Raw genomic sequence first — 26,348 nt, 5'->3', positions numbered from 1 at the left:
GCGTCCGTCAACCGCCAACCAGTTGCCCCGCGCCGGCAGGTCATCACGCATGCTGAACTGTCATGCCGCGTCATAGCTTTCCCGCATAGCTTTGTTGCGTCAACGTCGATTCGACGTCTGGACTATACGCCCCTACGCTCCAGTTCGTTGCGTCGTCACGCGGAATTGAGATGCGTCCTGCCTCAGTAGGTGGCGCGGCCGCCGGAAACGTCGAACACGGCGGCGGTCGTGAACGAACACTCTTCCGAGGCGATCCAGCAGATCAGCGCCGCCACCTCGTCGACCTCGCCGAAGCGCGCCATCGGTATCTTGGACAGCATGAAGTCGATGTGCTCCTGGCTCATCTGCCTGAAGATCGCGGTGCGCACGGCCGCCGGTGTGACGCAATTGACCGTCACCTTGGTCTTGGCCAACTCCTTACCGAGCGACTTGGTCAGGCCGATCACCGCGGCCTTCGAGGTGCTGTAGGCCGAAGCGTTGGGATTGCCTTCCTTGCCGGCGATCGAAGCGATGTTGACGATGCGGCCATAGTTGCGCTCGAGCATGTGCGGGACAAGCGCCTTGTTGCAATAGAAGACGCCATTGATGTTGATGTCGATGACCTTCTGCCAATCTTCGACCGAGTAATTCCAGGTCGTCATGTTGGGTCCGGTGATCGCCGCACTGGTGACCAGGATGTCGACACCACCAAGCGCTTCGATCGCCGACTGCTTGGCGCGTTCCACACCGGCCGCATTGGCGACGTCGATGGCAACACCGTGGAGGCCGGGAAGGGTAGCCTTGGCCTGTTCGATCTGAGCCGGATCGCGATCCCAGACTGAAACCCGTCCGCCCTCTTCGACAATCCTCTGAGCCACTGCCAGACCGATGCCCGATGCGCCGCCGGTGATCACCGCCGCTCGACCGCTGAACCGTCCTGCAAAATTCATCGGCATCTGATTCTCCCCCCGTCACCTGAACCCGATGGACGCCAACCACGCGCGACCGCCATACCATCGACGGCGACTGTGCGGTCACCATCAGGCAAGTTCAAGCCGGCATGCGAGGCCGATCGTCTGGGCCAATCCCGTTACCCGGCATGTCCCTCGAGCTCTCTGCCCAGCGCCTTCACCATCGCCACCAGCGCCGGTCCGATCTCGGCATGCGCGCGCTCTTCCGTGATGATCTCGCCGATGCCGCCGCAGGTGATGGCAACCAGCGGCGAGCCGTCACTCGGACGGAACGGCACGCCGACTGCATGGATGTAGCTGTGCCAGGCGCCGAACGACGTCACATAGCCCTTGTCGGCATACTGGGCGATCGCATCGTCGATCGCCGCCGCGATCATCGCCGCCCTGTCCGGCTCGGCCTCCTGCAAAGCCCCCACAAGGCTGGCACGCTCCTCGGATGAAAGTGCCGCCGCATAGGCCAGCCCCATCGATGTCTTCCAGATCGGCAGATAGGAGCCCGGGTTGAGGCGCAGCGTGACAAGGCTCTCCGACCGGCAGTTGGCGAGATAGACCATGTTGAGGCTGTCGCGGGTGCCGAGCGCCACCGCCGCCCCCGTCAAATCGGCCAGCGGCTGCATCAGCGGCCGGGCGACGTGGACAACCGCACTGGAACTCAGTGCCGAATAACCCAGCGCCACGGTGGCTGGTCCCAGGCTGTAGCGGCCAAGGTCCTTGTCGTAGAGGAGATAGCCGAGCGCGCTTAGCGTATAGGTGATGCGGGAAACCGTGGCCTTGGGCAGGCCGGTGCGGGCAATGATGTCCTGATTGCCGAGTGAGGCATCGCCCGGGCGGAAAGCGCGCAGGATGCCGAGCCCGCGCACCAGCGACGACGAAAGCTGCGCGCCTTCGACTTCAAGCTCCGTCTCGTCCCTGGTGACTCGCTTGCGCACGCTGAGGTCTTTCTGGCGTCGTCGTCCGCCTGTCGGGCCGGTGTCGCCGGCGCTGTCTCAAAAGTGAAATTAAATTCCATTTATATTGACAGGCGCTTTCACCCACTGTCAATATGCTTCCCTCGATGGCATCTCCAAGCGCCTTGTGCCATCTTACGAAGCCCCTCCTTGTGAAGGTAGCCACGTGTCTCGCTATATTTTGCGCCGGCTTATCGCCATGCCGTTTCTGGTGCTCGGCATCGTCACCATTGCCTTCCTGATCACCACGGTGACCAAGGGCGATCCGCTGACCGCGATTGTCGCCGAACAGCAGATGAGCAACCCCGAAGTGGTGGCCGCCGCCAAGGCGCGCTGGGGTCTCGATCGTCCTTTGCCGGAACGCTATATGATATATCTCAGTAATCTGCTGAGCGGCGATCTTGGCACCTCGTTCATCACCAAGCGCAATGTCGGCACCGACATTCTCTACCGCTTGCCGGCAACGCTCGAACTGGTTTGCGCTGCGATGATCTTCGGCACCACGCTCGGCATTGTGCTTGGTGTGCTAGCCGCCTATTTCCGCAACAGCCTGATTGACCATGGCGCGCGGCTGTTCGCCTTGTTCGGCTCTTCGCTGCCGGTGTTCTGGTCGGGGCTCGGCCTGTTGTTCATCTTCTCCGTCATGCTGAACTGGCTGCCGGGGCCGGGCAGGGTCGATGCCCGCCTGGCATTGCCGCCCGGCATCACGGGCTTCCTGACCATCGATTCGCTTCTGGCTGGCGACTGGACCGTCCTCAAGGACGCGCTCTGGCACCTGCTTCTGCCGGCCTTCGTGCTCGGCTGGACGGTTTCGGGCACCATATCGCGGCTGGTGCGCGCCAACATGCTGGATGTGATGAGCCGCGAGTTCGTGCTCACCGCGCGCGCCAAGGGGGCGAGCGAATTCCGCGTCGTCATTGTCCACGCGCTGCGCAACACCATGGTGCCGACCTTGACCGTCATCGGCTACTCCTTCGCCTATCTGATCACCGGCGCGGTGCTGACCGAGACCATCTTCTCCTGGCCGGGCATGGGTTCCTATGCCGTCGAGGCGGCGCGCGCGCTCGACTTCCCGGCAATCATCGGCGTTACCATCGTTGGCGGCCTCGCCTTCCTGGTCACCAACCTCATCACCGACATACTCTATGTCGTGGCCAATCCGCGGGTGAGATTAAGCTGATGGCAGTCGTCGTCACCAAGTCCCGCTCCTCGACGGTTCCCGAATGGCTGACCGCGCCTTTGGTCATCGGCACGATCGTCATCCTGTTTTGGCTGTTCATGACCGTGTTCGCCAATCTGGTCGTGCAGTTCGATCCGCTCGAAATGGTGGCGCGCCGGCTGCAGCCGCCGAGCTGGGCGCACTGGCTGGGCACCGACGCACTCGGGCGCGATGTGCTGGCCCGCACTCTGCACGGGGCCGCGCATTCGCTGCCTATCGCGGTACTGGTCGTCGTCTCCGCTGTGATCATCGGCTCGCTGCTCGGCGCCATTTCCGGCTTCGTCGGCGGCCTGACCGGCGCGGCGATTATGCGGCTTGTCGACGTCACTCTGTCCTTTCCGCCGATGCTGCTGGCCATGGCCGTCGCGGCGTCGCTCGGCCCCGGCCTCGGCAATGCCGCCATCGCCATGGTGCTGGTCTGGTGGCCGGTCTACGCCCGGCTGATGCGGGCGCAGGTGCTGGAGGTGAAGGAGCGCGAGCATGTCGAGGCGGCGATCGCTGCCGGCGCCAGGCCTCGACGCGTGCTGTTCACGCACATATTGCCGCTTTGCTGGACCCCGGTGCTGATCAGCGCGACCATGGATCTCGGCCAGGTCGTGCTGCTTGCCGCGTCGCTCAGCTTCATCGGGCTCGGCGCCACGCCGCCGACGCCTGAATGGGGGTCGATGATCTCCGATGGCGCCGTCCATTTCTACCAATGGTGGATCGCCTTCGGTCCCGGCGTCGCCATCCTCACCATCGTGCTCGGCTTCAACTTCATCGGCGACGGCTTGCGCGACATTCTCGATCCAAGGTCGGATTAAGCGATGAGCGCACAGATATCTTCAGCGCCACCGGGCGCAGTCGACAAGGCGGGCAGAGGTGAGCCGCTGCTGTCCATACGCGGCCTGCGGGTAGGCTTCCGACGGGCAGGCGATCAGTTCGAAGCGGTGCGCGGCATCGACCTCGACGTCGCCAAGGGCGAAGTGGTCGGCATTGTCGGGGAGTCCGGCTCGGGCAAGTCCGTTGGCATGCTCGCCGCGCTCGGCCTGACGTCGAAGAATGCGGTGGTCACCGGTTCGGTCCGCTTCAACGGCGACGAACTGGTCGGCAAATCGTCACGCGAAATGCGCAAGATCAGGGGCGCGCGGATAGCCATGATTTTTCAGGACCCGCTGTCCTCGCTAAACCCGGTGATGACTGTCGGCGCCCAGATCGCCGAGGCGGTCAGGCTGCATCAGCGCGTCACCCGCAAACAGGCCATGGCGCGCGCGGTGGAATTGCTCAATCTGGTGGCGATCCCGCAGCCGGAGCGCCGGGTGAACCAGTATCCGCATGAATTCTCCGGCGGCATGCGCCAGCGCGCGGTCATAGCCATGGCCGTCGCCAACGATCCCGATTTGCTAATCGCCGACGAACCGACCACGGCGCTCGATGTCACGGTGCAGGCGCAGATCCTGTCGGTGCTGCGTTCGCTGCAGGAGCGGCTCGGCCTTGGCCTGGTGCTGATTACCCATGATCTCGGCGTCGTCGCCGGTCATGCCGACCGCGTCGCGGTCGTCTATTCCGGCCGCGTCGTCGAACAGGCTGGCGTGTCCGAGCTGTTCGCCGACCCGCGCCATCCCTACACGCGCGGCCTCATTGCCTCGATCCCCAACCTCGAGGAAAGCCGCGAGCGGCTGTTCTCGATCGACGGTTCGCCGCCCGCACTTGGCCGCTTGCCGGGCGGCTGCGCCTTCCATCCGCGCTGCATCTATGCCGAGGCACGCTGCCGGACCGAGGATCCGCCTTTGCACGATATTGGCGGCCGGTTCTCGGCCTGCCATTTCGCGACGACCTTGCCGCCCTTCCACAGCGCTGCGCTGGTGGCGGCCAGCCTGGACAATGGAAGCGTGAGCCCATGAGCGCAGCGGAGCAAATTCAAGTCGAAACCAAGCCGGCGGCAGCGCTTTCGGTACGCCATCTCGTCAAGGACTTTCCGGTTCGCGGCGGCCTCGTCTTCGACCGTGCCGTTGCCCATGTCCGTGCGGTCGCTGATGTCTCGTTCGACGTAGCCCCCGGCGAAACGCTGGGCCTCGTCGGTGAATCCGGTTGCGGCAAGTCGACCCTCGGGCGCTGCCTGATGCGGCTGATCGAGCCGACCAGCGGCGAAAGCTGGTTCCGGGGCCAGAACCTGCTCGCGCTCAATCACGAAGACATGCGCCTGATGCGGCGCTACATCCAGCTGGTCTTCCAGGATCCGTACGGGTCGCTGCATCCGCGCATGCGCATCGCCGACAACATCGCCGAGCCGCTGCGCATGAGCGACATGTCGGCGGCCGACCGCCGCGCGCGCGTCGCCGAACTGCTCGAACTCGTCCGGCTCAATCCCGATCACGGCAAGCGCTATCCGCACGAGCTGTCCGGCGGCCAGCGCCAGCGTGTGGTCATCGCCCGCGCGCTGGCCCTCAACCCGCAAGTGGTGATCCTCGACGAACCGGTTTCGGCGCTCGACGTTTCGGTGCAGGCTGGCGTGCTCAATTTGCTTAGGGATATTCAGCAATCCTTCGGCACCTCCTATCTGTTCATCGCCCATGATCTGTCCGTCGTGCGCCACATCTCGCACCAGGTCGCGGTGATGTATCTCGGCAAGATCGTCGAGATCGCGCCCGCGGCCGAGCTCTATTCCAGTGCGCTGCATCCCTACACGCAGGCGCTGCTGTCGGCGGTGCCGCTCGCCAATCCCGAGAAGGAGCGCAGGCGCGAGCGCATCGTGCTGACCGGTGACGTGCCGAGCCCGCTCAACCCGCCGTCAGGCTGCCGCTTCCGCACGCGCTGCTTCAAGGCGCAGGCGATCTGCGCTGCCGTCGAACCGCCGCTCGATCCGCCTGGCGGTTCGCATCGGGTCGCCTGTCATTTCCCGGAGCCGGTCAACACTTTAAAGGCTGTCTGACCGGTCCTCACGATTGCTGTACCCACGAAGGATATTATCGTGACTGAAGCCCAAACTGACGATGCCAGCACGGCGGGCCGTGGGCGCCTGCCGCTCGAAGGCATCAAGGTTCTCGATCTTTCGCGCGTGCTGGCCGGTCCGTGGGCGACGATGAGCTTGGCCGATCTCGGCGCCGAAGTCTGGAAGATCGAGAACATCGACGGCGGCGATGACACCAGGGCGTGGTCGGTGCCGAGCTACAAGGGTGTCTCGACCTACTATCTCTGCGCCAATCGCGGCAAGCAGAGCATCGTGCTCGACATGAAGAGCCCGCAGGGGCTGGCCATCGTGCGCGAGCTGGCGGCGAAGGCCGACATCGTCGTCGAGAATTTCCGCTCCGGCACCGCCGATCGCCTTGGCGTTGGTTTCAAGGAGCTCAGTACCTCAAACCCACGGCTGATCTATTGCTCGATCTCCGGTTACGGCCAGACCGGCCCCGATGCCGGACGGCCCGGCTATGATTTCGTCATGCAGGCCGAAAGCGGCCTGATGGCCATCACTGGCGAGAGCAATGGCGAGCCGATGCGTGTCGGCGTCGCCATCACCGACATCGTCTGCGGCATGGTCGCCACGCAGTCGATCCTGGCAGCGCTTTTCGAGCGAACGACGACCGGCAAGGGGCAGTTCCTCGACCTGTCGCTGATCGACTGCGCGCTCAGCCTGCTGATCAATGTCGGCAGCGGTTATCTCAACACCGGCCGAGAGGTCGCCCGATACGGCAATGCCCATCCGACGGTCGTTCCCTATCAGATATTCCAAGCCTCCGATGGCAGCTTTGCGCTGGCGGTCGGCAATGACCGCCAGTTCGCGGCGCTGTGCGAGAAGGTCGTTGATCTGCCACATCTGGCTGGGGATGCGCGCTTCATCAAGGCAGGGGCGCGCGCCACCAACCGCGAGGCGCTGATCCCGCACCTCACCGCCGTCTTCAAGACCAAGCCGCGTGATCACTGGATGTCGGCCTGTGCCGCCGCCAGCGTGCCGGCCGGCACGGTAAAATCGATACCGGAAGTCTTCGATAGTCCCAATGTGCGCGAACGTGGCCTCGTTCAGACCTTGCCGCATCCGCATCTCGGTTCCGTCGCCATGGTGCGCCCGGCGCAGGGACTTGCCGCGCAGTTGACCGCCGACTTCACCGCGCCACCGATGCTGGGCCAGGACACAGCTGCCGTGCTGGCCGACGTGCTCGGCTACAGCGCCGAGACCATCTACCAGTTGGTCGGCACTGGGGCTGTCAGCGTCTATGCGCCTGCCGCCGAACCGATCCCCGCCTGATCTTTCACGGAGCGTGACAGCCCTCGTCGCATTTGTGGGATCGACTGAGTGGTTCTCTACTTCAAGAGCGCGAAGAGCCGTTCCTTGTTTTGGCGCTATTCCCAAGGGAAAGCGCTATGCGGTTTTCCCGGGAAAACCGCTTCACACTTTTCCTGGAATTGCTCGGCCGGTTATTTCTGCTGGCCGTAGCTCTTGTAGCGCCCGCGAATGGCGGCGAGTTCGCTGCCCTCGATGAGCACCGGCGTGCCGGCGCTGCGCGCCAGCAGATATTGCCGCGCCAAGGTTTCGAGCTTGATGGTGCGGATGAGCGCCATGTCGAGATCGCCGCCGAAAGCGATCATGCCATGATTGGCGAGCAGGCAGGCCGACCTGTCCTTGAGCGCGACGACGGCAACCTTGGCCAGGTCGCTTGACGCGAACAGCGCATAGTCCGAACAGCGCACATCATCGCCACCGAAACCCGCGACCATGTAATGGAACAGCGGCAGTCCCTCGCGCAGGCACGATAGCGCCACGCAATGGTCGGGATGGGCATGGACGACGGCGCCGGCCTCGGGAAAGGCCTTGTAGATCTCGGCGTGCATTTCCCATTCGCTCGATGGCCTGAACGCACCGTCCCAGGCTCCATCGAGCTGCATCGCCACCATCTGCTCCGGCCGCAAGGCGCTCGTGGCTATTCCCGTCGGCGTGATCAGCATGCCGGCTGTCGTGCGCACGCTGATGTTTCCGGTGGTGCCGACATTCATCCCACTAGCGTCCAGCGTCTGCGTCGCGGTGATCAGGCTGGCGCGTGCAGTCTCGGTATCCATCACGATGCCTTTCCTGTGGTTGGCCGCATGACAGGTTTTGCCGGTGGCCATATATCGATCGCCGGCGCGACGGTGGTCGCCCGTGTCATGTCTTGCAGGACGTCGGCGAAAATATCCGGGCCGCCGAGCTTTCCCGATTTCAGCATCAGCGCCAGCGGATCGGATGGCAGGTCGGGGAGGTGGGCGATGGCGCGCGACAGTCCCGGGCCCTCATAGGCGCCCATGGCGATCCGGTCGATGCCGAGCGCCTTGACCACCGAACCGGCTGTCTCGCCGCCGGCGACGACGAGCCGGCGGACGCCGAGTTCACGCACCAGAATCTGTGCAATCCCGGCCAGGATCTCTTCCGCCCTTGCTGCCACCACATCGCGGCCGTGCGCCTGCTGCAGCGCTTCGACCGTCGCTTGCGGCGCTGTCGTGGCAATGGCGATCATCGTGCCGGGCAAATGCCGCTGGGCGAAGGCACGCGCTTCGGCCATGACATCGGCGCCGGCGAAGGCGCTGGCAAGATCGATCGTCAGCATTGGATTGTTCTGCGCAAAACGCTCGAGCTGTTCGATGGTGCGATCGGCGACGCTGCCGGCCAGCACCGCCGCTGGGCCGTTTACGGCCGGCAGGCTGGCGGCAACGAGGTCGCCTGAATTCACCAGCCCATGCGCCAGCCAGGCCGGCGGCAGATGCGCCGCGACCGAGGAATTGCCGGTCATCAGCGGCAGGTCGAAGGCGGCTTCCGCGATCGCCGCCAGGTCGCGCTCGCGGACCGTGTCGGTGACCAGCAGCGTCTCGCCGCGCGCACTGTGCTCTCGTATGGCGTTGCGGATCGCCACGGCGCCGGCATCGACAATGAGATAGGGCACCAGCCCTGCCTTGCCCTTGCTCTGCGTCTGCAGCACGCGAACCAGATTGGAATCGGTCATCGGCGTCAGCGGATCGAATCGCTTGGGCGACTCTGCCAGCAACTGGACGCCACCGAACATATGCCCTTGATAAACGGTGCGGCCGGTTTCGCAGAGCGCCGGGGTGAACAGCGTGACGCCGCCGCCAAGCCGCTCGAGCAGCGCCTCGGCGCAAGGGCCGATATTGCCGGCGGGCGTGGAATCGAAGGTAGCGCAGTATTTGAAGAAGATCTGCCGCGCGCCCGCTGCAACCAGCCGGTCCGCGGCCTCCAGCACCTGGCGCACCGCATCGCTGGCCGCGATGACGCGGGTCTTCAGCAGGATCACGTGGGCAAGATTGCCTGATGGGATCGGCGCACTCAGTCCGACCGTGCATCCTGTTGGAATGCCGCGCGCGACCAGCATCGACGCCAGCTCGGTGCCGCCGGTCAGATCGTCGGCAATGGCGCCGAACAGCAGGGAAGGCATCGACCTGGTCATGCTACCCGTCTCATGTCTGCCGGTTTCGGGGCGGCTTGTCTCATGTCGGTGGTCAGGCCATTCGTGGTATCATATACACAGCCCACGCGACGCAGGCGCCGCCTGCGCGACTGCAAGAACGGAGAGCGGATGTGACTGCTTCTATCGCGCCGATCGCGCGCGACAATCTGACGACGCGTGTCTACGAGGAGCTTCGCCGCGCCATGATGGAAGGCCGTTTCTGGCCGGGCCATCGCTTCAAGATCCGCGACCTCGCCGCCAGCCTTCAGGTGTCTGAGACACCAGTGCGCGAGGCGCTGATGCAGCTGGTGCGCGAAAAAGGCCTGGAGATGGAGGCGGGCCGTTCGATCACCGTCGCCCAGTTGTCGCTGGCCCAGTATCTGGAACTGCGGAGCATCCGGCTGCATCTCGAAGGCATGGCGGGTGCCGCGGCAACGACGCGCATCGAGCCGCGCGAGATCGACCGTCTGGCCGCGGTGCATGACAAGCTGATTGCCAACGAGGACAATGGCCGCTGGTTCGAAGCCGTCCGCGACAATTGGGAATTCCATCACTCGATCTACCAGGCGGCGCAAATGCCGGAGTTGCTGGCCATCATCGAGGGCATCTGGCTGCGCAACGGACCGCTGGTGAACTATCAATACCCGCACGCGAGGCCGACCTATGACGGCCGCCACCGGCATCTCGATATTCTCGACGCGCTGCGCGCCCGTGACGAGAACGGCGTGCGCAAGGGCATTCAGCAGGACATGATCGAAGGCGGCCGCCTGTTGGTCAAGGTGCTCGAGCGGCTGAACGACGGTGCGGTCACGCCCGAGGAACTGCGCCGCGCGGCGCAGAACGGCCGACTGGTGTCGGCCGCCGGTTGAACGAACTTTTTCTCCGAACCGCATCGGCGCCGGTCACGCCACCTGCGCCGCGGCAGCCATGCCCGCATCGGCAGCCTGCAGGGCGAGATCTATGTCTTTTGCGGTGTGCGCGGCGCTCAGGAACATGTTGTGCCGGGGATGGAAATAGGCGCCTTCGCGCAAGGCGGCCGAGCAGAAGGCATTGGCCAGCTTGAACTCGGCATCGTCGTCGAACAGCACCATCGGCATCGACACCGGACCGGTCTGGCGCAACGACAGGCCATGCTTCTTCGCTGCCGCGTCGAGGCCTGAGCGCAGCCTGTCGCCGGCTTCGGTCATGCGGGCAATGGCGTCGGTATCGCGCAGCGTGCTGATGGTGGCGATCGCGGCGGCCATGGCGACGGCGCCGTACCAGAACGAACCCGTCACATAGATCTTGGTCGCGGCCTCGCGAAACCGGTCGGTGCCGGTGATGGCGGCCAGCGGATAACCATTGGCGATAGCCTTCGAGAAGGCGGAAAGGTCCGGCCGTACGCCGAGCGGCTCCCAGCTGCCGGCGAGGTCGATGCGGAAGCCGGCCCTGACATCGTCGACGATCAGTGCCGCGTCGGCGGCGGTAGTCAGTTCGCGCGCCCGTCTGGCGAAGGCGGCTGTCGGCAATTCCTGATCTCGGGCGATGTCGTGGCGGAAAGCTGTGACGATGACGGCGGCAAGATCGCTGCCGGCCTGCTCGACGGCTGCCTCAAGGCCGGCAACGTCATTGTAGTCGAAATGGATGAGATGGGCGCGGTCCTCGGCGGTGACGCCGGCGAGCGAAGGCGTGCACCACGGCACGGCGCCGTGATAGGAGCCGCGCGCGACCAGCACCTTGCGCCGGCCGGTGCCGGCACGCGCGATTGTCACGCAGGCCGTGGTGGCGTCGGTGCCGTTCTTCTGCAGCATTGCCCAGTCGGCATGCGCGACGGTCTTGACCAGCAACTCCGCCAGCTCGACCAGAACTTCACCCGGGCCGTTCATCGCATCGCCCAGGCGACGTTGCTTCTCGGCTGCCTGTTCGACGGCCTGGTGATGGTGGCCGAGGATGTTGGGCCCCCAACTGCACATCAGGTCGATGTATTCGCGCCCATCGACGTCCCAGACCCGGCAGCCGTCGGCGCGCTCGAAGAACTGCGGATAGGCGGAGCCGAGATAGCGCGTCGCCATGTGTCCCCACATGCCGCCCGGAATGACCGAGGCCGCACGCTCGCGCAGCAACTGGTCCTTGGAGTTGATCAGGGAAGGCATAGCGAGGTCTCCGTACATTGATATATCATATATTGAGTTTGGCGCTGGAAGAACAGGATTTGCTGATCGTCCAGGATGAGAAAACGGGAGGCGTCAGGCCGCCTCCCGCATCTTTCGCTCAGTGGCTGAGTTCCGCCAGCGGCAGGTTGCAGCAGGCGCTGTAGCGCACGCCCTTGACGTCCGACTTGTAGGCCAGGATCAGGTTCGGGCTGATCAGCGGCAGGATGATCCTGTCCTTGATCATCTCCTCGCCGGCCTGGTGCCACAGCTTGGCAGCCTCGTCGCCGCTCGCCGCGAGGGCTGCCTTGTAGATATCCGCTTCCTTTGGGTTGAGCACCGACGGGTCGCGCTCCGCGCCGGCGCGGCGTGCCCACGGGCTGCCCTTGGTCATGGCGAAATAATCGATGTATTGCGAGGTGCCGTAATAGTCCGGCGCGTAGAACACCGCGGTCATCGGGATGCCGTCGCCATTGACGCGTTCGCGCCAGTTGGCGAAGGGGATCGGCTGCAGATCGAGCTTGATGTTGATCTTGGCCAGATCCTGCTGAACCTTCTGCATCAGAAGCGACAGGTCGACGCCGTAGACGTTCATGCCGGGAAACGCCGCTTCCATCTCGAAGCCGTCGGCGTGTCCGGCCTTGGCCAGAAGTTCCTTTGCCTTGGCGACGTCATAGGGCTGCGCCTCGAAGCCCGAACCGCCGGGGAAGCCGAGCGGGATCGGCGCACTGATCAACTGGCCCTCGGAGCCGATGGTGAAGTCGAGGATGCTCGGACGGTCGAGGCCGAGCGAGATCGCCTCGCGCACTTCGGGCGTCAGCGGAACCTTGTTGGCCTTGGCGCCCGGCGACAGCGCTACATAGATGAAGTTGTAGGACGGCACGGTCTCGATCTTCACGTCGCTGCCCGTCATCGTCTTGGCCGTATCCGGGTCGATCTGCATGGCGATGTCGGCGGTGCCGCTCTGCAGCATCTGCGCCTGCGCCACCGCATCCTTGGTCTGGCGGATGACGACTTCGCTCAGCGCCGGCGCCGTGCGCCAGTATTTGTCGTTGCGTGCCAGCCGCAGCTCCGAATTGGGCTCATAGGATTTCAGCACGAACGGCGCGCTGCCGGCCGAATGCGCCAGGAACCAGGCCTCGGCATTGTCTGTCGTCGAGGCTTCCGCATCGGCCTTGGCGCCGGCTTCGGAAGCAACCTTGCTGTTGACGACCGCTGCGTAGGGCGCCGCCGCGATGTTGAGGAATTCGGAGCTCGGCGCGACCATCTTGACGACCACCGTATGCGCGTCCGGGGTCTCGATCGAGGCGACATTGTCCATCAGGAACGAGGCGCTGCCCTTGAGGTTCTTCAGCCGCTCCCAGGACCATTTGACGTCCTTGGCTTCAACCGGCGAACCGTCCGAGAATTTGGCGGCCGGGTCGAGTGTGAAGGTGAAGCTGCTCTGGTCGGCATTGCCTTCCCACTTCGAGGCGAGCAGTGGGATCAGCTTGTTGTCCTTGTCGAGCGTCAGCAGGGATTCATAGACGCTGGAATTGTAGATCTGGCAGGTGTCGCAGAAGGCGCGGTGCGGGTCGAGCGAGTTGAGGTCGATGTTGCGTGCGATGACCAGCGGCTTGCTGTCCTGCGCGAACGTGGCCGGTGCCCAGAAGGCGCTGGTGGCCAGCAGCACGGCTGCCAGCATCGTCGCTCTGGTCTTGCTTCTCGGTAGGATGGTCATGTCAGTTCTCCCATTTTCTTGTCGGATCTTTGTGGCAATGCGTTCGCTCTATCCGCCCACGCCAGTGAGGGATTGAAGCGCGGCCTTGAGCTTTTCAGCGCCGCCCAGTGCGGCGCGGTTGAGCGGGGCCGATACGACGGGAGCAGAAAGGCTTCCCGTCACATGCAGGATCTCGTGATCGAGATAATCGAACACGCGATCCTGAATCTCCTGTGTCAGTCGTCCGCCAAGCGATAGCCCACGCTGCACCTGCTCGATGACGGCCACTCGGTTGGTCTTGCGGATCGAGGCTTCCACCAGCGGCCAGTCGAGCCCGGTCGGGTCGAGGCTGCGCAGGTCGATGATCTCGGCATCGGCGCCGGTCTCCTCGACCACCTGTCTGGCGACGGCAACCATGCTGGCGCTGGTGAGCAGTGTGCAGGCGCTGCCCGGCCTGACTATCTTCGCCTTGCCGAGCCGCACGCAATAGTCGCGGTCGTCCGCAGGCACAGGGCCTTCGCTCGGGAACAGTTCGACATGCTCGATGACGACGACCGGATCGTCGCATTTCAACGCTGAATTCATCAGGCCGATATAGTCGAAGGGCGTCGTCGGCGCGACGATGCGCCAGCCGGGAAACAGGGCGAACAGGCCGGACGGATCACCCGAATGCTGCGAGCCGTAGCCGGTGTGCGGCGAGACGCGCACCCTGACCACGATGGGCACCGGAAAACCGCCGCCGAACATGTGACGCACCTTGCTGACCGCGTTGAACAGCTGGTCGGCGGCAACCAGGCAGAAGTCGCCGAACATGATCTCGACGATCGGCCGCAAGCCGCAAAGCGCCGCACCCAGCGCCACCCCGACAAAACCGTTCTCGGCGATCGGCATCGCCAGCACGCGCTCCGGCCAGCGTTCCAGCGCACCTTTTGTGGCGCCCGAAACGCCGCCGCGCAGCCGGTGCACGTCCTCGCCCATGATGATGATGCGCGGATCCTGCTCCATGGCGCGAGCGATGACCTCGGACGCGGCAACCATGAATTTGACCGGCTTGGTCTCGGCCGGCGGCACGTCCTCGATCTCGAGGAAGCGCTCGCTCTTCAGTTCGGAAAGATCGCCGCGGATCTGGTTGTCGACGTCGCTTGGGTCCGGCCACAGATGATCAGGAATGCGCAGCGCGTTGCCGCTCATTTCGGTCAGCGAATCGGCAGCGGTGTTGACCACCTCCATGACGCGCTGGTCGAGTGTGCCGAGGTCCGAATCGTTCAGGATGCCCATCGTCTTCAGGCGAGCCGCCATGGTGGCAAGCGGGTCGCGCGCTTTCCAGGCGTCCTCTTCGGCCCGCGTGCGGTAGCCGAATTCGCTGCCCGGGCGGGCGCCGCTCTGATGCAGGAAGCGGTAGCAGAGCGCCTCGACCAGCACCGGGCCGCCGTCTTCCTCGATCGTCCGGCGCGCCTCGCGCATGGCGTGATGGACCGCCACCACATCCATGCCGTCGCATTCGATGCCGCGAAAGCCGAGCATAGGTCCGCGCGAGGCCAGCCGCGTCTCGCGCGTCTGCTCATTGATGTGCGTCGAGACGGCATAGAGATTGTTTTCGGCGAAAAAGATCACCGGCAGCCGGTAGAGCGCGGCAATGTTCATTGCCTCGTAGGCCGGCCCTGCCATCATCGTACCGTCGCCGAAGAAGGCGACCGAGATGTTGCCGGTTCCGAGCAGCTTGTCGGCCAGCGCGTAGCCTGCCGCATGCGGCAGGTTGCCACCGATGATGGCGCTGGTGCCAGGAATCCCTGAGCTATCGTCGCGCATATGCATCGAGCCGCCACGGCCGCCGCAATAGCCTGACTTGAGGCCCATGATCTCGGCCATCAGGCCGCGCACCGAGCCCTGCATGTCCGGGTTGAAAGCGTCATGCAGCGGGTCGAATCCGCCGGGCGTCTGCGCGTTGACAAGCTTGGCCAGCACCTGGTGATGGGCGCGGTGGGTGCCGTTGATGCGGTCACCGGTGCCGAGCACGGACATGGCGCCGACCGCCGTCGCCTCCTGGCCGATGCTGGCATGCGCCGGACCATGCACCAGCCCCGCATTGGCGAGATCGAGCACTTTTTCCTCGAAACGGCGGATGAGCAGCATCTGGTGGTACCAGCGCACCAGGCCCGAAACCTCGGCGTCGTTCCAGTCCGAATCGTCAACCTCTAGCCGCAACCAGGGCGCCGATGGCTGGATCGATGTCTGCTGGACCATGTCAGCTATTTCCGTTCTGGTAGATGATATATCAAATATTGTCTCAGTCGATTAGGCCGTTCATTTTTCCTGGGGCACGATGCTGGCTAGAAGGTTTGCACACAAATGGAATTAAATTTCATTTTTGTGAAGAGGCAGAGACTAAGCCGGGACGGCGCGGTTCCGCAAGAGGAATTTTGAGACTGCTAGCAGGCCCCATGTCGGTTCTTCGCCCGACAGATTTTCTAACGCTATTCGATATTGGTATGATATAATCACACCGACATTATAGGAGAAATCATGGCTGCCACCGAAAAGCGCACCTTCAGCCTGCCAACAGAGCAGGCTGCTTTCATCGACCGTCTCGTTGAATCAGGAACCTATGCGACCAGCAGTGAAGTGATCCGCGCCGGGCTTCGTGCCCTGCAAGAGCGCGACGCGGCCGTAGAGCGTTGGCTGCGCGAGGAAGTCGTGCCGACCTATGACAGATGGAAGGCAGACCCTTCCCGAGTTATCCCAGCCAACCAGGCTTTTGACGACATCCGCGCTCACCACGCCGCCCGCTTTAAGAGGGATGTGTGAAGCGCCGGCATATTGTTCTGTTGCCGGAAGCCCTAGCGGACTTAAGATGGATATACGACACCATCGAGATCGCCGCCGGCAACGTCACGGCCATACGCTATATCGAGCGTATCGAAGCCTACTGCCAGGGTCTCGACTACGCCTCGGAGCGCGGAACACGCCGTGACGATCTGCGGCCGGGGCTTCGGGTTGTCGGTTTTGAGCGCCGTGTAACGGTGACCTTTACAGTGGAATCCGACCAAGTGGTGATTTTCCGTGTGTTCTGTGGCGGCGCCAATTGGGAGGATGAGCTCTAACCTGCAACGGGAAAAAGCGTAAACCGCCTAGCTGTCCGAACCCCGGCTGTCAGTCGACCAGATGCTGGAAGAACTGCAAAAACAATTCCCGCTCGGTGGTGATGTCGCGCTTCTCGTAGATACGCCGGCGGTGGTTCTTGACCGTGCCGACGGTGATGCCGAGGCGCTCGGCGATGTTCGCCGTCGGGTGGCCGGCGAGGATCAACTGGACCAGCTCCCGCTCGCGCAGCGACAGCTCCGGCCACAGGCTGGCCGGAATGGTCGGCTCCTGCCGGGGCGAGGCGCCGGGGCTGGTCGGTGCCGATGTGCGGGAGAATTCGGTTCCGCGCGCCTTGATGTCGAGCGCATGCAGCGCCTCGAACACCGGCAGCCGCTCGTCCAGCAGGGCGATCTCGCTGTCCTTGAAAGAAGCGGTCGAGCGATCGAGGAAGATGCCGAGGCACCAGTCACCGCCATCGGCCAGCATGATGCCGACCTCGTCGCAGATCTCCGACTGTGCCAGGAAGCCGGCAATGTACTGGCCGCGCTTGGCCTCGTCGTCGGCGAGCCGCTTCAGCGGCATGATGCCCAGCCTTCGCTCGCGCCGCCACGAGGCATAGAACGGGTCGAAGACGTAGTAGTTGTCGAGATAGCGCCGGACCATTTCATCCGAGAAGCGCCGGTGCTTGACGAATTCCGGCGTCTGCGTCGCCGAATAGCGCGTCACCGTGACGAGGTCGTGCTCGATGTCGGCGCCGATCAGGTCGATCAGGCAGTCGACATGCCTGTCGGTGCCGGTGGCGGCGATCGCTTTGGCGAGCGGCGCCCAGATATTGTCCATGCGCATGCCCTTTTCTCGGCGATGTCAGCCCAGCCGTCATTATGTCTTTAGGCATATGGCGCGAAGCCGCCTGTCGAATCTAGCCTAGCGTCAACCTAGACCAGATCCCGAGGCGACCGTGACCCAACCCAATCTCACCGCCCCCATCGTCGGCAATCCAATCGTCATCGGTATCGACGCCGGCGGCACCATGACTGACACGATCCTTGTCGATCAGGACGGCCACTTCAAGATCGGCAAGTCGGCGACCACGCCGAAGAACGAAGCCGAAGGTTTTCTCGCGTCTGCCGAGGATGCGGCGGATGCTTGGGGCATCTCGCTCGAATCACTGTTTTCCGGCGTCAACGTCGTGCTCTATTCCGGCACCGGCATGCTCAACACACTGTTGTCGCGCACCGGCCGCAGGCTCGGCCTGATCACCACCAAGGGCCTGGAAGACATGATCCTGATGGGCCGAGGACTGCAGGCCTGGGCCGACTATTCCTACGCCGACCGGCTGCATGCGGTCACCCATCACCATCCCGATCCGCTGGTGCCGCGCCGCCGCACGCATGGCGTCACCGAGCGAATCGACCAGTTCGGCGACATCGTGCTGCCGCTCTACGAACACGAGGTCTCCGCCGCCGCGAAAAAACTGATCGCCGACCAGGTCGAGGCGATCTGCATCATGACCATCTTCTCGCACGTCAATCCGGTGCACGAGAAGCGCATCGCCGAGATCTGCCGCGCGGAGGTCGACAAGGCCGGCGCCGACATCATCGTCTACACCAGCCATGAGGTTCGCCCGGTTATTCGCGAACAGTCGCGGCTGAATTCGGTGCTGATCGAAGCCTACGCCACCTCGCGTGGCCGCAAGCAGCTCAAAGGCATCGAGGATGTCTCGAAGAAATACGGCTTCAAATATGGCGTGCAGACGCTGCTCTCCTTCGGCGGCCTGACCTCGATCAACCATCCGCGCCTGCATGAAACCATGATCTCCGGCCCGATCGGCGGCATTCTGGGCGCTGCCTATGTGGGCAAGCTGATCGGCAACGACTCGCTGATCTGCTCGGATATGGGCGGTACCTCCTTCGACATGGGCGTCATCACGCGCGGCCAGACGCGGATCGAGAACGAGCCGCTGATGGACCGTTTCAAGCTCAACGTGCCGACGCTGCATCTCGACACCATCGGCGCCGGCGCCGGCATGATCCTCAAGGTCGATCCGCTGACCAAGAAGGTCTCGCTTGGGCCGGAAAGCGCTGGCTCGGATCCCGGTCCGATCTGCTTCGATCGCGGCGGCACCGAACCGACCATCGCCGATTGCGACGCCATTCTCGGTCGCCTCAACCCGCACTACTTCCTCGGCGGCAAGGTCGTGCTGCAGGTCGAAAAGGCGCGCCGTGCCTTCCAGGAGAAATGCTCCGACATATTGGGCGTCGGACTGGAGGAAGCCGCGGAAGGCATGATCGACATGCTGGAATCCGACGCCAACAACGCGCTGCGCCGCGTCATCTCGGGCCAAGGCATTCATCCTTCGGAGTTCACGCTGCTGTCCTATGGCGGCTCCGGTCCTCTGCATCTGGCCGGCTGCTCCAGGGGCATCGGCTTCAAGGACATCATCACCTTCCAGTTCGCGGCCGCCTTCTCCGCCTTCGGCTGCACCACGGCCGATTTCATGCGCCGTCATTCCGTCTCGACGCAGCACGACATCACGTCACGTCCCGACGAGGCTACGCTGGCCGCCTTCGGCGCCAAGGTCACCACTGTCTGGGACGACCTGACCAGGGCCGCGGTCGACGAGATGATCGCCGACGGCCATGCCAGGGAGAAGATCAGGACCGTGCCGTTCCTGATGATGCGCTACACCGGCCAGCTCGAGGACGTCGAGGTCATGGCGCCACTTGCCAAGGTCGATTCGGCCGACGAGATGCGCAGGGTTCTCGACGAGTTCGAGGCCGTCTATGCCAAGGTCAACCATCGCGTGTCGCGCTATGGCGAAGCCGGCTTCACCATCACCGAACTCGGGCTGATCGCCACCGCTGACAAGGTCAAGCCGGTGCTGCTCAAGCGACCCCTCGGCGCTTCCAATCCTGCTTCCGCCCACAAGGGTGTGCGCGAGGCGTATATCGGTGGGCGCTGGCACAAGGCCAATCTCTACGAGATGGACCTTTTGCAGCCCGGCCATGAAGTCATCGGCCCGGCCATCATCGAACATCCCGCCACCACGCTCGTCGTTCATCCGCAGGACCGCGTCCATGTCGATGAATGGACGTTGCTGCACTACACCCACGCTTGAGAGGGCGACCGCCATGTTGGACAAACCTGCCTCGGCCCTGCGCCTTCGCGAAAGATTGCTCGATTCCGAGCGGCTGATGGAGGAGACCGGTTGCTATGACGGCATCACCGAACTCACGCTGCGCAACCAGGATCCGCTGAAATTCGAGACGCTGCACACCAAGCTGCGCGCCTATTGCGTCTCGGCACGCGAAATGGCCCGCCGCATCTCGGCTTCGCCCGGCGTGCGAGAGGTCGGCGAAATGGTGGTCGCCATCTACACGCCCGAGGGCGACGCCATTGCGCTCTCCAACGGCATCATGGTGCATGTCCATACGATGAGCCGCTTCATCAAATGGATGATCAAAAACGGCTACGAGGACAACCCTCGCATCCGCGAAGGCGACATCTTCGCCAACAACGATGCCTTCATAGGCACCGTGCAGGTGCCCGACGTCATGGACGTCGTGCCGATCTTCCATGAAGGCACGCTGGTCGGCTGGGCCGGCGCTGTCTGCCACGAGCTGGAAGCCGGCGGCATCACGCCGGGCGGCGACGTGTGTCTCGCGCAGGAGCGCTTCACCGAGGGTCTGTTCGTCTGCGCCGAGAAAATCGGCGAGAATGACGAGATCCGCCGCGACTACGTCATCCGCTGCGAACGCAATCTGCGCATGCCGATCTACTGGGTGCTGGACGAAAAGGCCAAGGTCGCCTCCTGCATCGACATGCGCGAAAGCGTCAAGCAGCTGATCTCGGAGATCGGCCTAGACTACTGGATGAAGGTATCGAAGGAGTTCATCGAGGAGGGCCGCCGCGCCCAGCTCGCCCGCACCCGCCAGCTCACCGTCCCCGGCATCTATCGCGGCCACACTTTTTACGGCCACGTCACGGCGGGAAAGCCCGGCTTCCAGCTGCTCGGCGATCCCGACTGGCTCTACAACATCCCGATCGAGATGGAGATCACCACCGACGGCAAGATCACCATGGACTTCGAGGGCACGCAGCCCTGGGGCTACCATTCGATGAACTGCACGCCGGCCGGCATGGATGGCGGCATGTTCGTGACGCTGACCCAGCACATGAATTTCGAAGGGCTGGTCAATGACGGCGCCTGGATGGCGACCGAGCTGAAACTGCCGCACGGCACCTGGACCAATCCCGACAATGAGATGGTGGCCACCGCCACCTCATGGGCTTTGCTGCTGCCGGCCTATGGCGTCTTCCAGCGCCTGCTGTCGCGCGGCTTCATCGCCCGCGGCTATGTCGAGGAGGCCTTCGTCGGCCAGGTCAACAGCCCGATGATCGAGATGGGCGGTGAAAGCCAGTACGGCACGCCGTTCGGCATGGCGCATTTCGAGTGCGCCGCCGCCGGTTCCGGCGCACTGGCCATCAAGGATGGTCTCGACACCGCCTATGTCGGCTGGAACCCGGAATCCGACATGGGCAACATCGAGGTCTGGGAACAGTCGATGCCGATGGTCTATATCGGCCGCTCGATCGTGCCCAACTCCGGCGGTGCCGGCAAATATCGCGGCGGCTGTTCCTTCGTCTCGACCTGGCTGATCAACAAGACGTCGCATCTGCGGCTCCACACCTCCGAACATTCTTCGCGCGTGTTCGACAATGGCGGCATGTGCGGCGGTTATCCGGCGCCGACCTGCCAGAAGCATCGCGCGGTGCGCAACTCAGACATTCACGAACTCGCGGCAAAAGGCGAACCGCTGGCGCATGCGCCCGGCATCGATCCGCATGTCTCCGACTACGAGCGGAACATCGGTGGCGACCATGTCGTGGTCGAGGGCCCCTACATCACCTCGCCGCACAAGTCCGGCGACATCTTCAGCCATTCCTACAATGGCGGCGGCGGTTACGGCGACGTTCTGGAGCGCGATCCGATCAAGACGGCCTGGGACGTCGAGAACGGCTTTCTCACCCGGCAAGCGGCGGACCAGGTGTTCGGCATCGTGCTTAAGGACGATGAGGACGGTTATCCCATCGCCGATATCGACGCCACGGTCGAGCGCCGAGCCGCCATGCGCAAGCAGCGTCTGGTCAAGGCGATTCCGGTGGCGGATTGGATTGCGGCCGAGCGCGGCCGTGTCGAGAAAGCCGACTTCGCGCCTGAGGTGAAGAAAATGTACGCCAGCGCGATCAAGCTGTCGCCGCGCTTCACCAGCGAATTCAGCGAGTTCTGGAACGTCGATGCCAGATCGATCTTCATGCCGGGAGCAAAACCATGACCTCGTACAGCAAGGAAGTCCTGGGCGATCTGGCCGCAGGCAAGCTGCCCTGGCCACAGACAAGGCGGATCATGAGTGCCTACAAGGACGATGACCGTTTCTTCAAGATGGTTGCCGTCTATCAGGATCGCGTTGCCTGGAAGGACCCGATCCTGCTGCCGGTCTCGGACCATCTGTTCATCTGCCAGAGCGGCGATGAGCGGATAACCCGCTGCGAATGCGGCCACTCCTTCGGCGACTATCGCAAGAACTGGAAGCTCAAGGCTGCGATCAACGTGCGCAACACCGAGGAGGCGCTGCGCGAAATCTATCCCAACAGTGATCTCCCCGATCCCGAATGGATGGAAATCCGCGAGTTCATCTGCCCGCAGTGCGGCACGCTGCACGAGGTGGAAGCGGCGGCACCTGGTTATCCCATAGTCCACGATTTCGAGCCCGACCTCGAAGGCTTCTATCGCGAATGGCTGGGCAAACCGCTTGCGCCGGTGTGATTGCCAAATCCGGTCAGGCCTGATTGCCTGTCCGGAACGCAGCGGAGACCGTGCGCCATGAAGAACCTTTCCGGCCGCAGTGCCATCGTCACCGGCGGTTTCTCGGGCATGGGCTTTGCCATTGCCACGGCTTTGGCTGAAGCCGGCGCCAATGTCGCCGTCGGCTCCTACATCGCGCCGTCCGGCGCCGACAGGTCCGACGCCGCTTACTATCCCGGCGCGGACGAAATCGAGCGCGTGCATGCGGCCCTTGCCGCCCACGGAACGAGGGTTCACGCCGCTCATCTCGACGTGCGCGACAGCGACGTCACCAATCGGTTCGCGGCTGACGCCGAGGCGGCAATCGGCCCCGCCGACATCCTGGTCAATGCCGCTGGGACGACCGCGGAGCAGCCGGTCTGCGGTCATCCCGATGCGTTATGGGACAAGATCGTCGATACCAACCTGACGGGCGCCTTCCGCGTCACGCGTGCGGTACTGCCGGGCATGATCGAACGCGGCTGGGGCCGCATCGTCAACATCGGCTCAACCGCCGCCTCGGTCGGCTGGAAGGACAACCCAGCCTACTGCGCGTCCAAGGCCGGCCTTCTCGGCCTCACACGCTGCGTGGCGCTGGAAGGGGCAGCGCATGGAGTCACCTGTGTCATGATCAGCCCGACCTGGGTCGAGACCGAACTGATGCGCCGCAATGTGGCGCAGGTCGTCGAGCGCGAAGGCAACGGGCGCACCACTGAGGAAGCGATGGCCGAGATCGCCAAAGGCAACCCGCAGCAGCGCATGCTGCAGCCGCAGGAGATTGCGGCTCTGGCGGTATTCCTGTGCTCGGATCTCGCCAAGGGCATCACCATGGAGAACATCCAGATCACCGGCGGAGCGCTTTGGTAGCGTCTCGGACGCGCAACCAGCCGATCTCTCCGCAGATGCCTCGCTGTAAGACAAGGTGACCGGATTTGCCATTGAGCGCCGGGCGCAATAGGTTATATTGCACTGCACAATGGAGACGCCGTTTATTGCAGGCCCATATTTGCGAAGATTCCGGCCGGCTCATGGCTTGCCGGCCCTGGGTCGTGTCGGCGGGACTCTGAGATGAAGGTTCCAAAGTCCCTGCTGATCGATCCCGAGAAGAATTCGGTCTATGGCGCCTTTGCCGTAGTCGTCTCGATCTGGGCGTTTTCCTATTCGGTCATTTTCGGCCAGGTGCTGATCCTGGCCTACTATGCGGTCTGGCTTCCGCTCATCCTGGTCGACTACCGGCGGTTTTTGCGACATCTGTCCAGCGCCTGGCTGCCGCTGCTGTTTGCGGCCTATGTCTGCTTCTCGGTTTTCTGGTCGCAGGCTCCCGGCGTCACCGCAAGGACGTCGGTCCAGTATTTTTCCCATATTGCCTGCGCCTACATAGCTGCGCGCACCGTCAGCGTGCGCACGTTGACCATAGGGGCGCTGGTCGGGATATTCGTCGTCCTTCTCTATTCTGTGAAGGTCGGGAATTATTCCGAGGATGTCCTCGACGGCACCGTGAACTTCGTCGGCGCCTTCGCCTCCAAGAATCAGATCGGCTTTGTCGGCTCGCTTGGCATCTATTTCTGCGTTGTCTTCCTTGCATTCTACAGACGCGGCCGGCTGAGCTTCATACTGGCGGTGCCCGTCGTGCTGCTGTCGGCCTATGTACTGGTCGCCTCGCATTCCGCCACCTCGATGGCCTCGATACCCGCGGTTCTGGCGCTGGTGGCGCTTCTTGCGATGAGCAAACTTCTGTCACGCCGCTATCGCCGGGTCATCTTCCTGATCGGCGCCGGCCTGCTGGTCGTGACGGCCTTCGTCGCCTTGAATCTCGGGCTGATGGACTTCGTCCTCGGCCTCTTCGGCAAGGATTCGACGCTCACCGGGCGAACCTATCTTTGGGAGCAAGGCTGGAACACGGTGCAGAAATCGCCGATTCTCGGCGTCGGCTATGCCGCCTATTGGGTGCAGGGCTTCGCTGAAGCCGAGCGGCTGTGGAACGAATTCTACATCACCACCCGCACCGGCTTTCACTTCCACAACACCTACATCGAGGCCCTCGTCGAACTCGGCTTCGTCGGAGCGACGCTGGTGTCGCTGATCATGCTGCGCACGCTCTACGGCCACGTCTCGGCGGTGATCTTCAAGGCATGGCAGGCGGACTCGGTGATCCTTTTCGGCGTGATGGTGCTGCTGCTGATCCGCTCCTTCGTCGAGGTCGAGATTCTCAACCCCTACATCATGGGTTCTTTCCTGATGTATTTCAGCTTCTTCAAGCTGGCGCGGCTGCCCGTTACCCGCAGGCGGCGGTCGCCGCGTCCCGAGCCGGCTGACGCGGCCGGGGGCGAGGCTGACTGGCCTCGGCATGCCGGCCGTCCGGCGGTCGCCGATCAGGCGTGAGCTATCGTCTCGGGACCTGAAGTCGCGTCAATACAAATTCCCCTGATCGAAGGCTCAAGCAGGCCGGGCGCGAGGCGGGAAATCCATGCCTCCGCGAAATAGACTGAAACGCTGGATTGTCAGACTCGCGTGCGCCGAGCGACCAGGACGTCCGGCGCGCAGCTGTTACTGTCCAAAAGCCGTGCTCCAGAAGCGCCAGCGCGTCCGGCCGGCACTTCCAGTTACGGCGCCGCGAAAACCAATCTCAGAACGTGCAAATGGGAATATCCGCGGACCATCCGCTCACAGAAGGCGACGAGCGTATGAAGCGGTTCTGCATTTCTGTAAATGATGAACCGCTCAGCGCTTAGCAAGTCTACTGGCTGGCCAGCGGCGCCAGCTTGACCTTGATCACATCGCCAGGCAGCACCGGGGTTTCTTCCTTGGCGGCTATCTCGGTGGTCTTGCCATCGAGATTGCGCACCAGTGAATAGAGCAGGGTAGGTTGCTGATCGTTTGTTATAGCGGCCGCCATCGCGGGATCGCTGGCCTGGGCTATCAGGCCTTTCTGCATGTTCACCTTCAACGCGGCCTCGTTCAGGTCGGCTTCGGTCTGCTGCCGGTCAGTGGCGAGACTTGAACTCAAGGTGTTCTGGGCATCGATAGCATCCTGCTTCGCCTTGCTGATCGCCTGCTTGGCGGTGAGGATGGCGGTTTCGTAGTCCAGGATCTTGCCCTGCAGGTCGGCCACGGACTGGCGCGAATCCAGCAGACGGGCATTGGCGATCAGGCCCTTTTGCGCCAGCGGACCGATACTGGCGAGTTGCTGCTGCGCCAGGTCGACCTGCTGCTGCTGATTGACGATCTTCTTCTGCAGCGATTCGATCTCGGACTCTAAGACACCTTTCAGATCGTCGAGCGCCTCGAGTTTCAGCTTCAACGCCTTTTGGTCGGCCGTCAGGATCGTCATCTCGTCCGCGACGATGGCTGGCAGCCTTGGATCGCCCTCGACTTCCTTCGGCACGTCGAAACTCGCCTTGCCGGCCATGTCCGCATCGATGCGGGCGCGCCTGACGATCAGTCGAATGCGCTGGTCGTCGGAGATGTCGAACATGCCCTTGGCGGTGACAAGGTCCTTGCCGAGCTGGGGGCCGTAATCGGCGTTGCGCCTGATGCCGCCCGCGACGCTGATCGCCTTCAACACCGTCAGGTCTGGGACATAAGGAAATTGACCTGGGTTCTGGACTTCGCCCGAAATGTAGAATGGCCTGAACTGCGCCATCTCGACCGAGGCTTCCGGTCGGTCTGACAAAGCGAGCTTTTTCTGCAAAGCCTCGCCGATCGCCGCCGCGATTTCGGACGTGGTCTTGCCGGATGCCGGCAACTCGCCGGCGAACGGCACCGACAGCGTACCGGATGGACCGACCGTGTACTCGCCATTCACCGCCGACCAGTCACGAAATGTGCCTTCGACGGTCTGCCATTCGGCGACGCGGATGGTGAGCTTGTCTTGCGAGCCGAGGCGATAGTCGCCGGCGGCGGCGATATGCGGGACGACGAGCGCCATGGCAAGGCATGTGGCCAGCAAACGCGCCCGCCGCAGCCGGCCGGAATCCGGGCCGCTGCGAAAGGCTTCGAACAAATCTGTTTTCAACTCAACGTTCCGATCCGCTATAGCCCCATCGCCCGATGAGCTTGCGTCGAATGGCC

22 protein-coding genes are annotated in these 26,348 nt (G+C 63.4%); 13 read left to right on the top strand and 9 right to left on the bottom strand.

Annotated features, from left to right (window positions below; translation table 11 throughout):
* Positions 1-182: 182 nt before the first annotated feature.
* Positions 183-935: an SDR family NAD(P)-dependent oxidoreductase gene (locus NKH95_RS20265; protein ID WP_352612464.1), complete on the bottom strand. Its 753-nt coding sequence runs from the start codon at positions 933-935 to the stop codon at positions 183-185.
* 134 nt (positions 936-1,069) lie between these two features.
* Positions 1,070-1,879, bottom strand: coding sequence for an IclR family transcriptional regulator (locus NKH95_RS20260; protein ID WP_352612466.1), 810 nt, complete (start codon positions 1,877-1,879; stop codon positions 1,070-1,072).
* 184 nt (positions 1,880-2,063) lie between these two features.
* Here NKH95_RS20260 and NKH95_RS20255 point away from each other — a divergent pair, with 184 nt between their 5' ends.
* Genes NKH95_RS20255 through NKH95_RS20235 form a run of 5 tightly spaced genes read left to right on the top strand, consistent with a single transcriptional unit; the run spans position 2,064 to position 7,338 of the window.
* A complete protein-coding gene (locus NKH95_RS20255) occupies positions 2,064-3,077 on the top strand; it encodes an ABC transporter permease (protein WP_128302838.1) in 1,014 nt (337 codons plus the stop codon).
* The gene (locus NKH95_RS20250; RefSeq protein ID WP_502895274.1) at positions 3,077-3,919 is read left to right on the top strand and encodes an ABC transporter permease; all 843 of its coding nucleotides are present in this window, start codon (positions 3,077-3,079) and stop codon (positions 3,917-3,919) included. Before NKH95_RS20255 ends, NKH95_RS20250 begins: the two co-directional genes overlap by 1 nt.
* Before the next feature lie 3 nt (positions 3,920-3,922).
* On the top strand, positions 3,923-4,999 hold the full coding sequence (locus tag NKH95_RS20245) for an ABC transporter ATP-binding protein (protein WP_352551177.1): 1,077 nt from the start codon (positions 3,923-3,925) through the stop codon (positions 4,997-4,999).
* Complete coding sequence (locus tag NKH95_RS20240) at positions 4,996-6,027, top strand: ABC transporter ATP-binding protein (protein ID WP_352612468.1); 1,032 nt, start codon at positions 4,996-4,998, stop codon at positions 6,025-6,027. The genes NKH95_RS20245 and NKH95_RS20240 overlap by 4 nt, the downstream gene beginning before the upstream one ends.
* A gap of 39 nt (positions 6,028-6,066) precedes the next feature.
* Entirely contained in the window at positions 6,067-7,338 is a 1,272-nt protein-coding gene (locus NKH95_RS20235) for a CaiB/BaiF CoA transferase family protein (RefSeq protein WP_352892687.1), read from the top strand.
* 170 nt (positions 7,339-7,508) lie between these two features.
* Here NKH95_RS20235 and NKH95_RS20230 read toward each other — a convergent pair whose 3' ends face one another.
* Both NKH95_RS20230 and otnK read right to left on the bottom strand, forming a co-directional pair.
* Positions 7,509-8,147 (bottom strand): class II aldolase/adducin family protein, encoded by a 639-nt coding sequence (locus tag NKH95_RS20230; protein ID WP_352551171.1) that lies wholly within the window; start codon positions 8,145-8,147, stop codon positions 7,509-7,511.
* The gene (gene otnK, locus NKH95_RS20225) at positions 8,147-9,523 is read right to left on the bottom strand and encodes a 3-oxo-tetronate kinase (protein ID WP_352612472.1); all 1,377 of its coding nucleotides are present in this window, start codon (positions 9,521-9,523) and stop codon (positions 8,147-8,149) included. The genes NKH95_RS20230 and otnK overlap by 1 nt, the downstream gene beginning before the upstream one ends.
* A 131-nt stretch (positions 9,524-9,654) precedes the next feature.
* On the opposite strand from otnK, the gene NKH95_RS20220 reads away from it, so the two are divergent.
* Positions 9,655-10,392, top strand: coding sequence for a GntR family transcriptional regulator (locus NKH95_RS20220; RefSeq protein ID WP_127289852.1), 738 nt, complete (start codon positions 9,655-9,657; stop codon positions 10,390-10,392).
* 33 nt (positions 10,393-10,425) lie between these two features.
* Here NKH95_RS20220 and NKH95_RS20215 read toward each other — a convergent pair whose 3' ends face one another.
* The 3 genes from NKH95_RS20215 to NKH95_RS20205 all read right to left on the bottom strand — a co-directional run bounded on the left by NKH95_RS20215 (position 10,426) and on the right by NKH95_RS20205 (position 15,595).
* Positions 10,426-11,655, bottom strand: coding sequence for an aminotransferase class III-fold pyridoxal phosphate-dependent enzyme (locus NKH95_RS20215; RefSeq protein ID WP_352794275.1), 1,230 nt, complete (start codon positions 11,653-11,655; stop codon positions 10,426-10,428).
* A 118-nt stretch (positions 11,656-11,773) separates the two neighbouring features.
* Positions 11,774-13,336 (bottom strand): ABC transporter substrate-binding protein, encoded by a 1,563-nt coding sequence (locus NKH95_RS20210; RefSeq protein WP_164892841.1) that lies wholly within the window; start codon positions 13,334-13,336, stop codon positions 11,774-11,776.
* 84 nt (positions 13,337-13,420) lie between these two features.
* Complete coding sequence (locus NKH95_RS20205; protein WP_352612475.1) at positions 13,421-15,595, bottom strand: alpha-ketoacid dehydrogenase subunit alpha/beta; 2,175 nt, start codon at positions 15,593-15,595, stop codon at positions 13,421-13,423.
* A gap of 279 nt (positions 15,596-15,874) precedes the next feature.
* Here NKH95_RS20205 and NKH95_RS20200 point away from each other — a divergent pair, with 279 nt between their 5' ends.
* Positions 15,875-16,156 carry a type II toxin-antitoxin system ParD family antitoxin gene (locus tag NKH95_RS20200; RefSeq protein ID WP_023811572.1) on the top strand — a complete coding sequence of 94 codons (282 nt, stop codon included), beginning with the start codon at positions 15,875-15,877 and terminating at the stop codon, positions 16,154-16,156.
* On the top strand, positions 16,153-16,452 hold the full coding sequence (locus tag NKH95_RS20195) for a type II toxin-antitoxin system RelE/ParE family toxin (protein ID WP_352794276.1): 300 nt from the start codon (positions 16,153-16,155) through the stop codon (positions 16,450-16,452). Before NKH95_RS20200 ends, NKH95_RS20195 begins: the two co-directional genes overlap by 4 nt.
* A 49-nt stretch (positions 16,453-16,501) precedes the next feature.
* Here NKH95_RS20195 and NKH95_RS20190 read toward each other — a convergent pair whose 3' ends face one another.
* Positions 16,502-17,278, bottom strand: a complete 777-nt coding sequence (locus NKH95_RS20190) for a helix-turn-helix transcriptional regulator (protein WP_352612477.1) — start codon at positions 17,276-17,278, stop codon at positions 16,502-16,504.
* A 112-nt stretch (positions 17,279-17,390) separates the two neighbouring features.
* Between NKH95_RS20190 and NKH95_RS20185 the strand changes: the two genes are divergently transcribed.
* From NKH95_RS20185 to NKH95_RS20165, 5 genes are all read left to right on the top strand, one after another.
* Positions 17,391-19,550: a hydantoinase/oxoprolinase family protein gene (locus NKH95_RS20185; protein WP_023811575.1), complete on the top strand. Its 2,160-nt coding sequence runs from the start codon at positions 17,391-17,393 to the stop codon at positions 19,548-19,550.
* Positions 19,551-19,563: 13 nt separating this feature from the next.
* Complete coding sequence (locus NKH95_RS20180) at positions 19,564-21,768, top strand: hydantoinase B/oxoprolinase family protein (protein ID WP_352892683.1); 2,205 nt, start codon at positions 19,564-19,566, stop codon at positions 21,766-21,768.
* Positions 21,765-22,259, top strand: coding sequence for an acetone carboxylase subunit gamma (locus NKH95_RS20175; protein ID WP_352892682.1), 495 nt, complete (start codon positions 21,765-21,767; stop codon positions 22,257-22,259). The genes NKH95_RS20180 and NKH95_RS20175 overlap by 4 nt, the downstream gene beginning before the upstream one ends.
* Before the next feature lie 57 nt (positions 22,260-22,316).
* Entirely contained in the window at positions 22,317-23,144 is an 828-nt protein-coding gene (locus NKH95_RS20170; RefSeq protein WP_352892678.1) for an SDR family NAD(P)-dependent oxidoreductase, read from the top strand.
* A 201-nt stretch (positions 23,145-23,345) separates the two neighbouring features.
* Entirely contained in the window at positions 23,346-24,659 is a 1,314-nt protein-coding gene (locus NKH95_RS20165; protein ID WP_352892677.1) for an O-antigen ligase family protein, read from the top strand.
* 355 nt (positions 24,660-25,014) lie between these two features.
* Here the strand turns inward: NKH95_RS20165 and NKH95_RS20160 are convergent, their stop codons facing one another.
* Positions 25,015-26,280, bottom strand: coding sequence for a polysaccharide biosynthesis/export family protein (locus NKH95_RS20160; protein WP_164892842.1), 1,266 nt, complete (start codon positions 26,278-26,280; stop codon positions 25,015-25,017).
* Positions 26,281-26,348 lie beyond the last annotated feature (68 nt).

Source organism: Mesorhizobium sp. M0848 (assembly GCF_040319805.1).
GTDB lineage: Bacteria > Pseudomonadota > Alphaproteobacteria > Rhizobiales > Rhizobiaceae > Mesorhizobium.
The sequence above is the reverse complement of the archived record's forward strand: the minus strand, read 5'-3'. Positions and strand labels throughout refer to the sequence as shown.

Excerpts from the sequence above, each read along its gene's own strand:
- NKH95_RS20265 (WP_352612464.1), bottom strand. The coding sequence starts at position 935 with ATGCCGATGAATTTTGCAGGACGGTTCAGCGGTCGAGCGGCGGTGATC.
- NKH95_RS20250 (WP_502895274.1), top strand. The coding sequence starts at position 3,077 with ATGGCAGTCGTCGTCACCAAGTCCCGCTCCTCGACGGTTCCCGAATGG.
- NKH95_RS20245 (WP_352551177.1), top strand. The coding sequence starts at position 3,923 with ATGAGCGCACAGATATCTTCAGCGCCACCGGGCGCAGTCGACAAGGCG.
- NKH95_RS20240 (WP_352612468.1), top strand. The coding sequence starts at position 4,996 with ATGAGCGCAGCGGAGCAAATTCAAGTCGAAACCAAGCCGGCGGCAGCG.
- NKH95_RS20230 (WP_352551171.1), bottom strand. The coding sequence starts at position 8,147 with ATGGATACCGAGACTGCACGCGCCAGCCTGATCACCGCGACGCAGACG.
- otnK (WP_352612472.1), bottom strand. The coding sequence starts at position 9,523 with ATGACCAGGTCGATGCCTTCCCTGCTGTTCGGCGCCATTGCCGACGAT.
- NKH95_RS20215 (WP_352794275.1), bottom strand. The coding sequence starts at position 11,655 with ATGCCTTCCCTGATCAACTCCAAGGACCAGTTGCTGCGCGAGCGTGCG.
- NKH95_RS20210 (WP_164892841.1), bottom strand. The coding sequence starts at position 13,336 with ATGCTGGCAGCCGTGCTGCTGGCCACCAGCGCCTTCTGGGCACCGGCC.
- NKH95_RS20205 (WP_352612475.1), bottom strand. The coding sequence starts at position 15,595 with ATGGTCCAGCAGACATCGATCCAGCCATCGGCGCCCTGGTTGCGGCTA.
- NKH95_RS20200 (WP_023811572.1), top strand. The coding sequence starts at position 15,875 with ATGGCTGCCACCGAAAAGCGCACCTTCAGCCTGCCAACAGAGCAGGCT.
- NKH95_RS20190 (WP_352612477.1), bottom strand. The coding sequence starts at position 17,278 with ATGCGCATGGACAATATCTGGGCGCCGCTCGCCAAAGCGATCGCCGCC.
- NKH95_RS20180 (WP_352892683.1), top strand. The coding sequence starts at position 19,564 with ATGTTGGACAAACCTGCCTCGGCCCTGCGCCTTCGCGAAAGATTGCTC.
- NKH95_RS20175 (WP_352892682.1), top strand. The coding sequence starts at position 21,765 with ATGACCTCGTACAGCAAGGAAGTCCTGGGCGATCTGGCCGCAGGCAAG.
- NKH95_RS20170 (WP_352892678.1), top strand. The coding sequence starts at position 22,317 with ATGAAGAACCTTTCCGGCCGCAGTGCCATCGTCACCGGCGGTTTCTCG.
- NKH95_RS20165 (WP_352892677.1), top strand. The coding sequence starts at position 23,346 with ATGAAGGTTCCAAAGTCCCTGCTGATCGATCCCGAGAAGAATTCGGTC.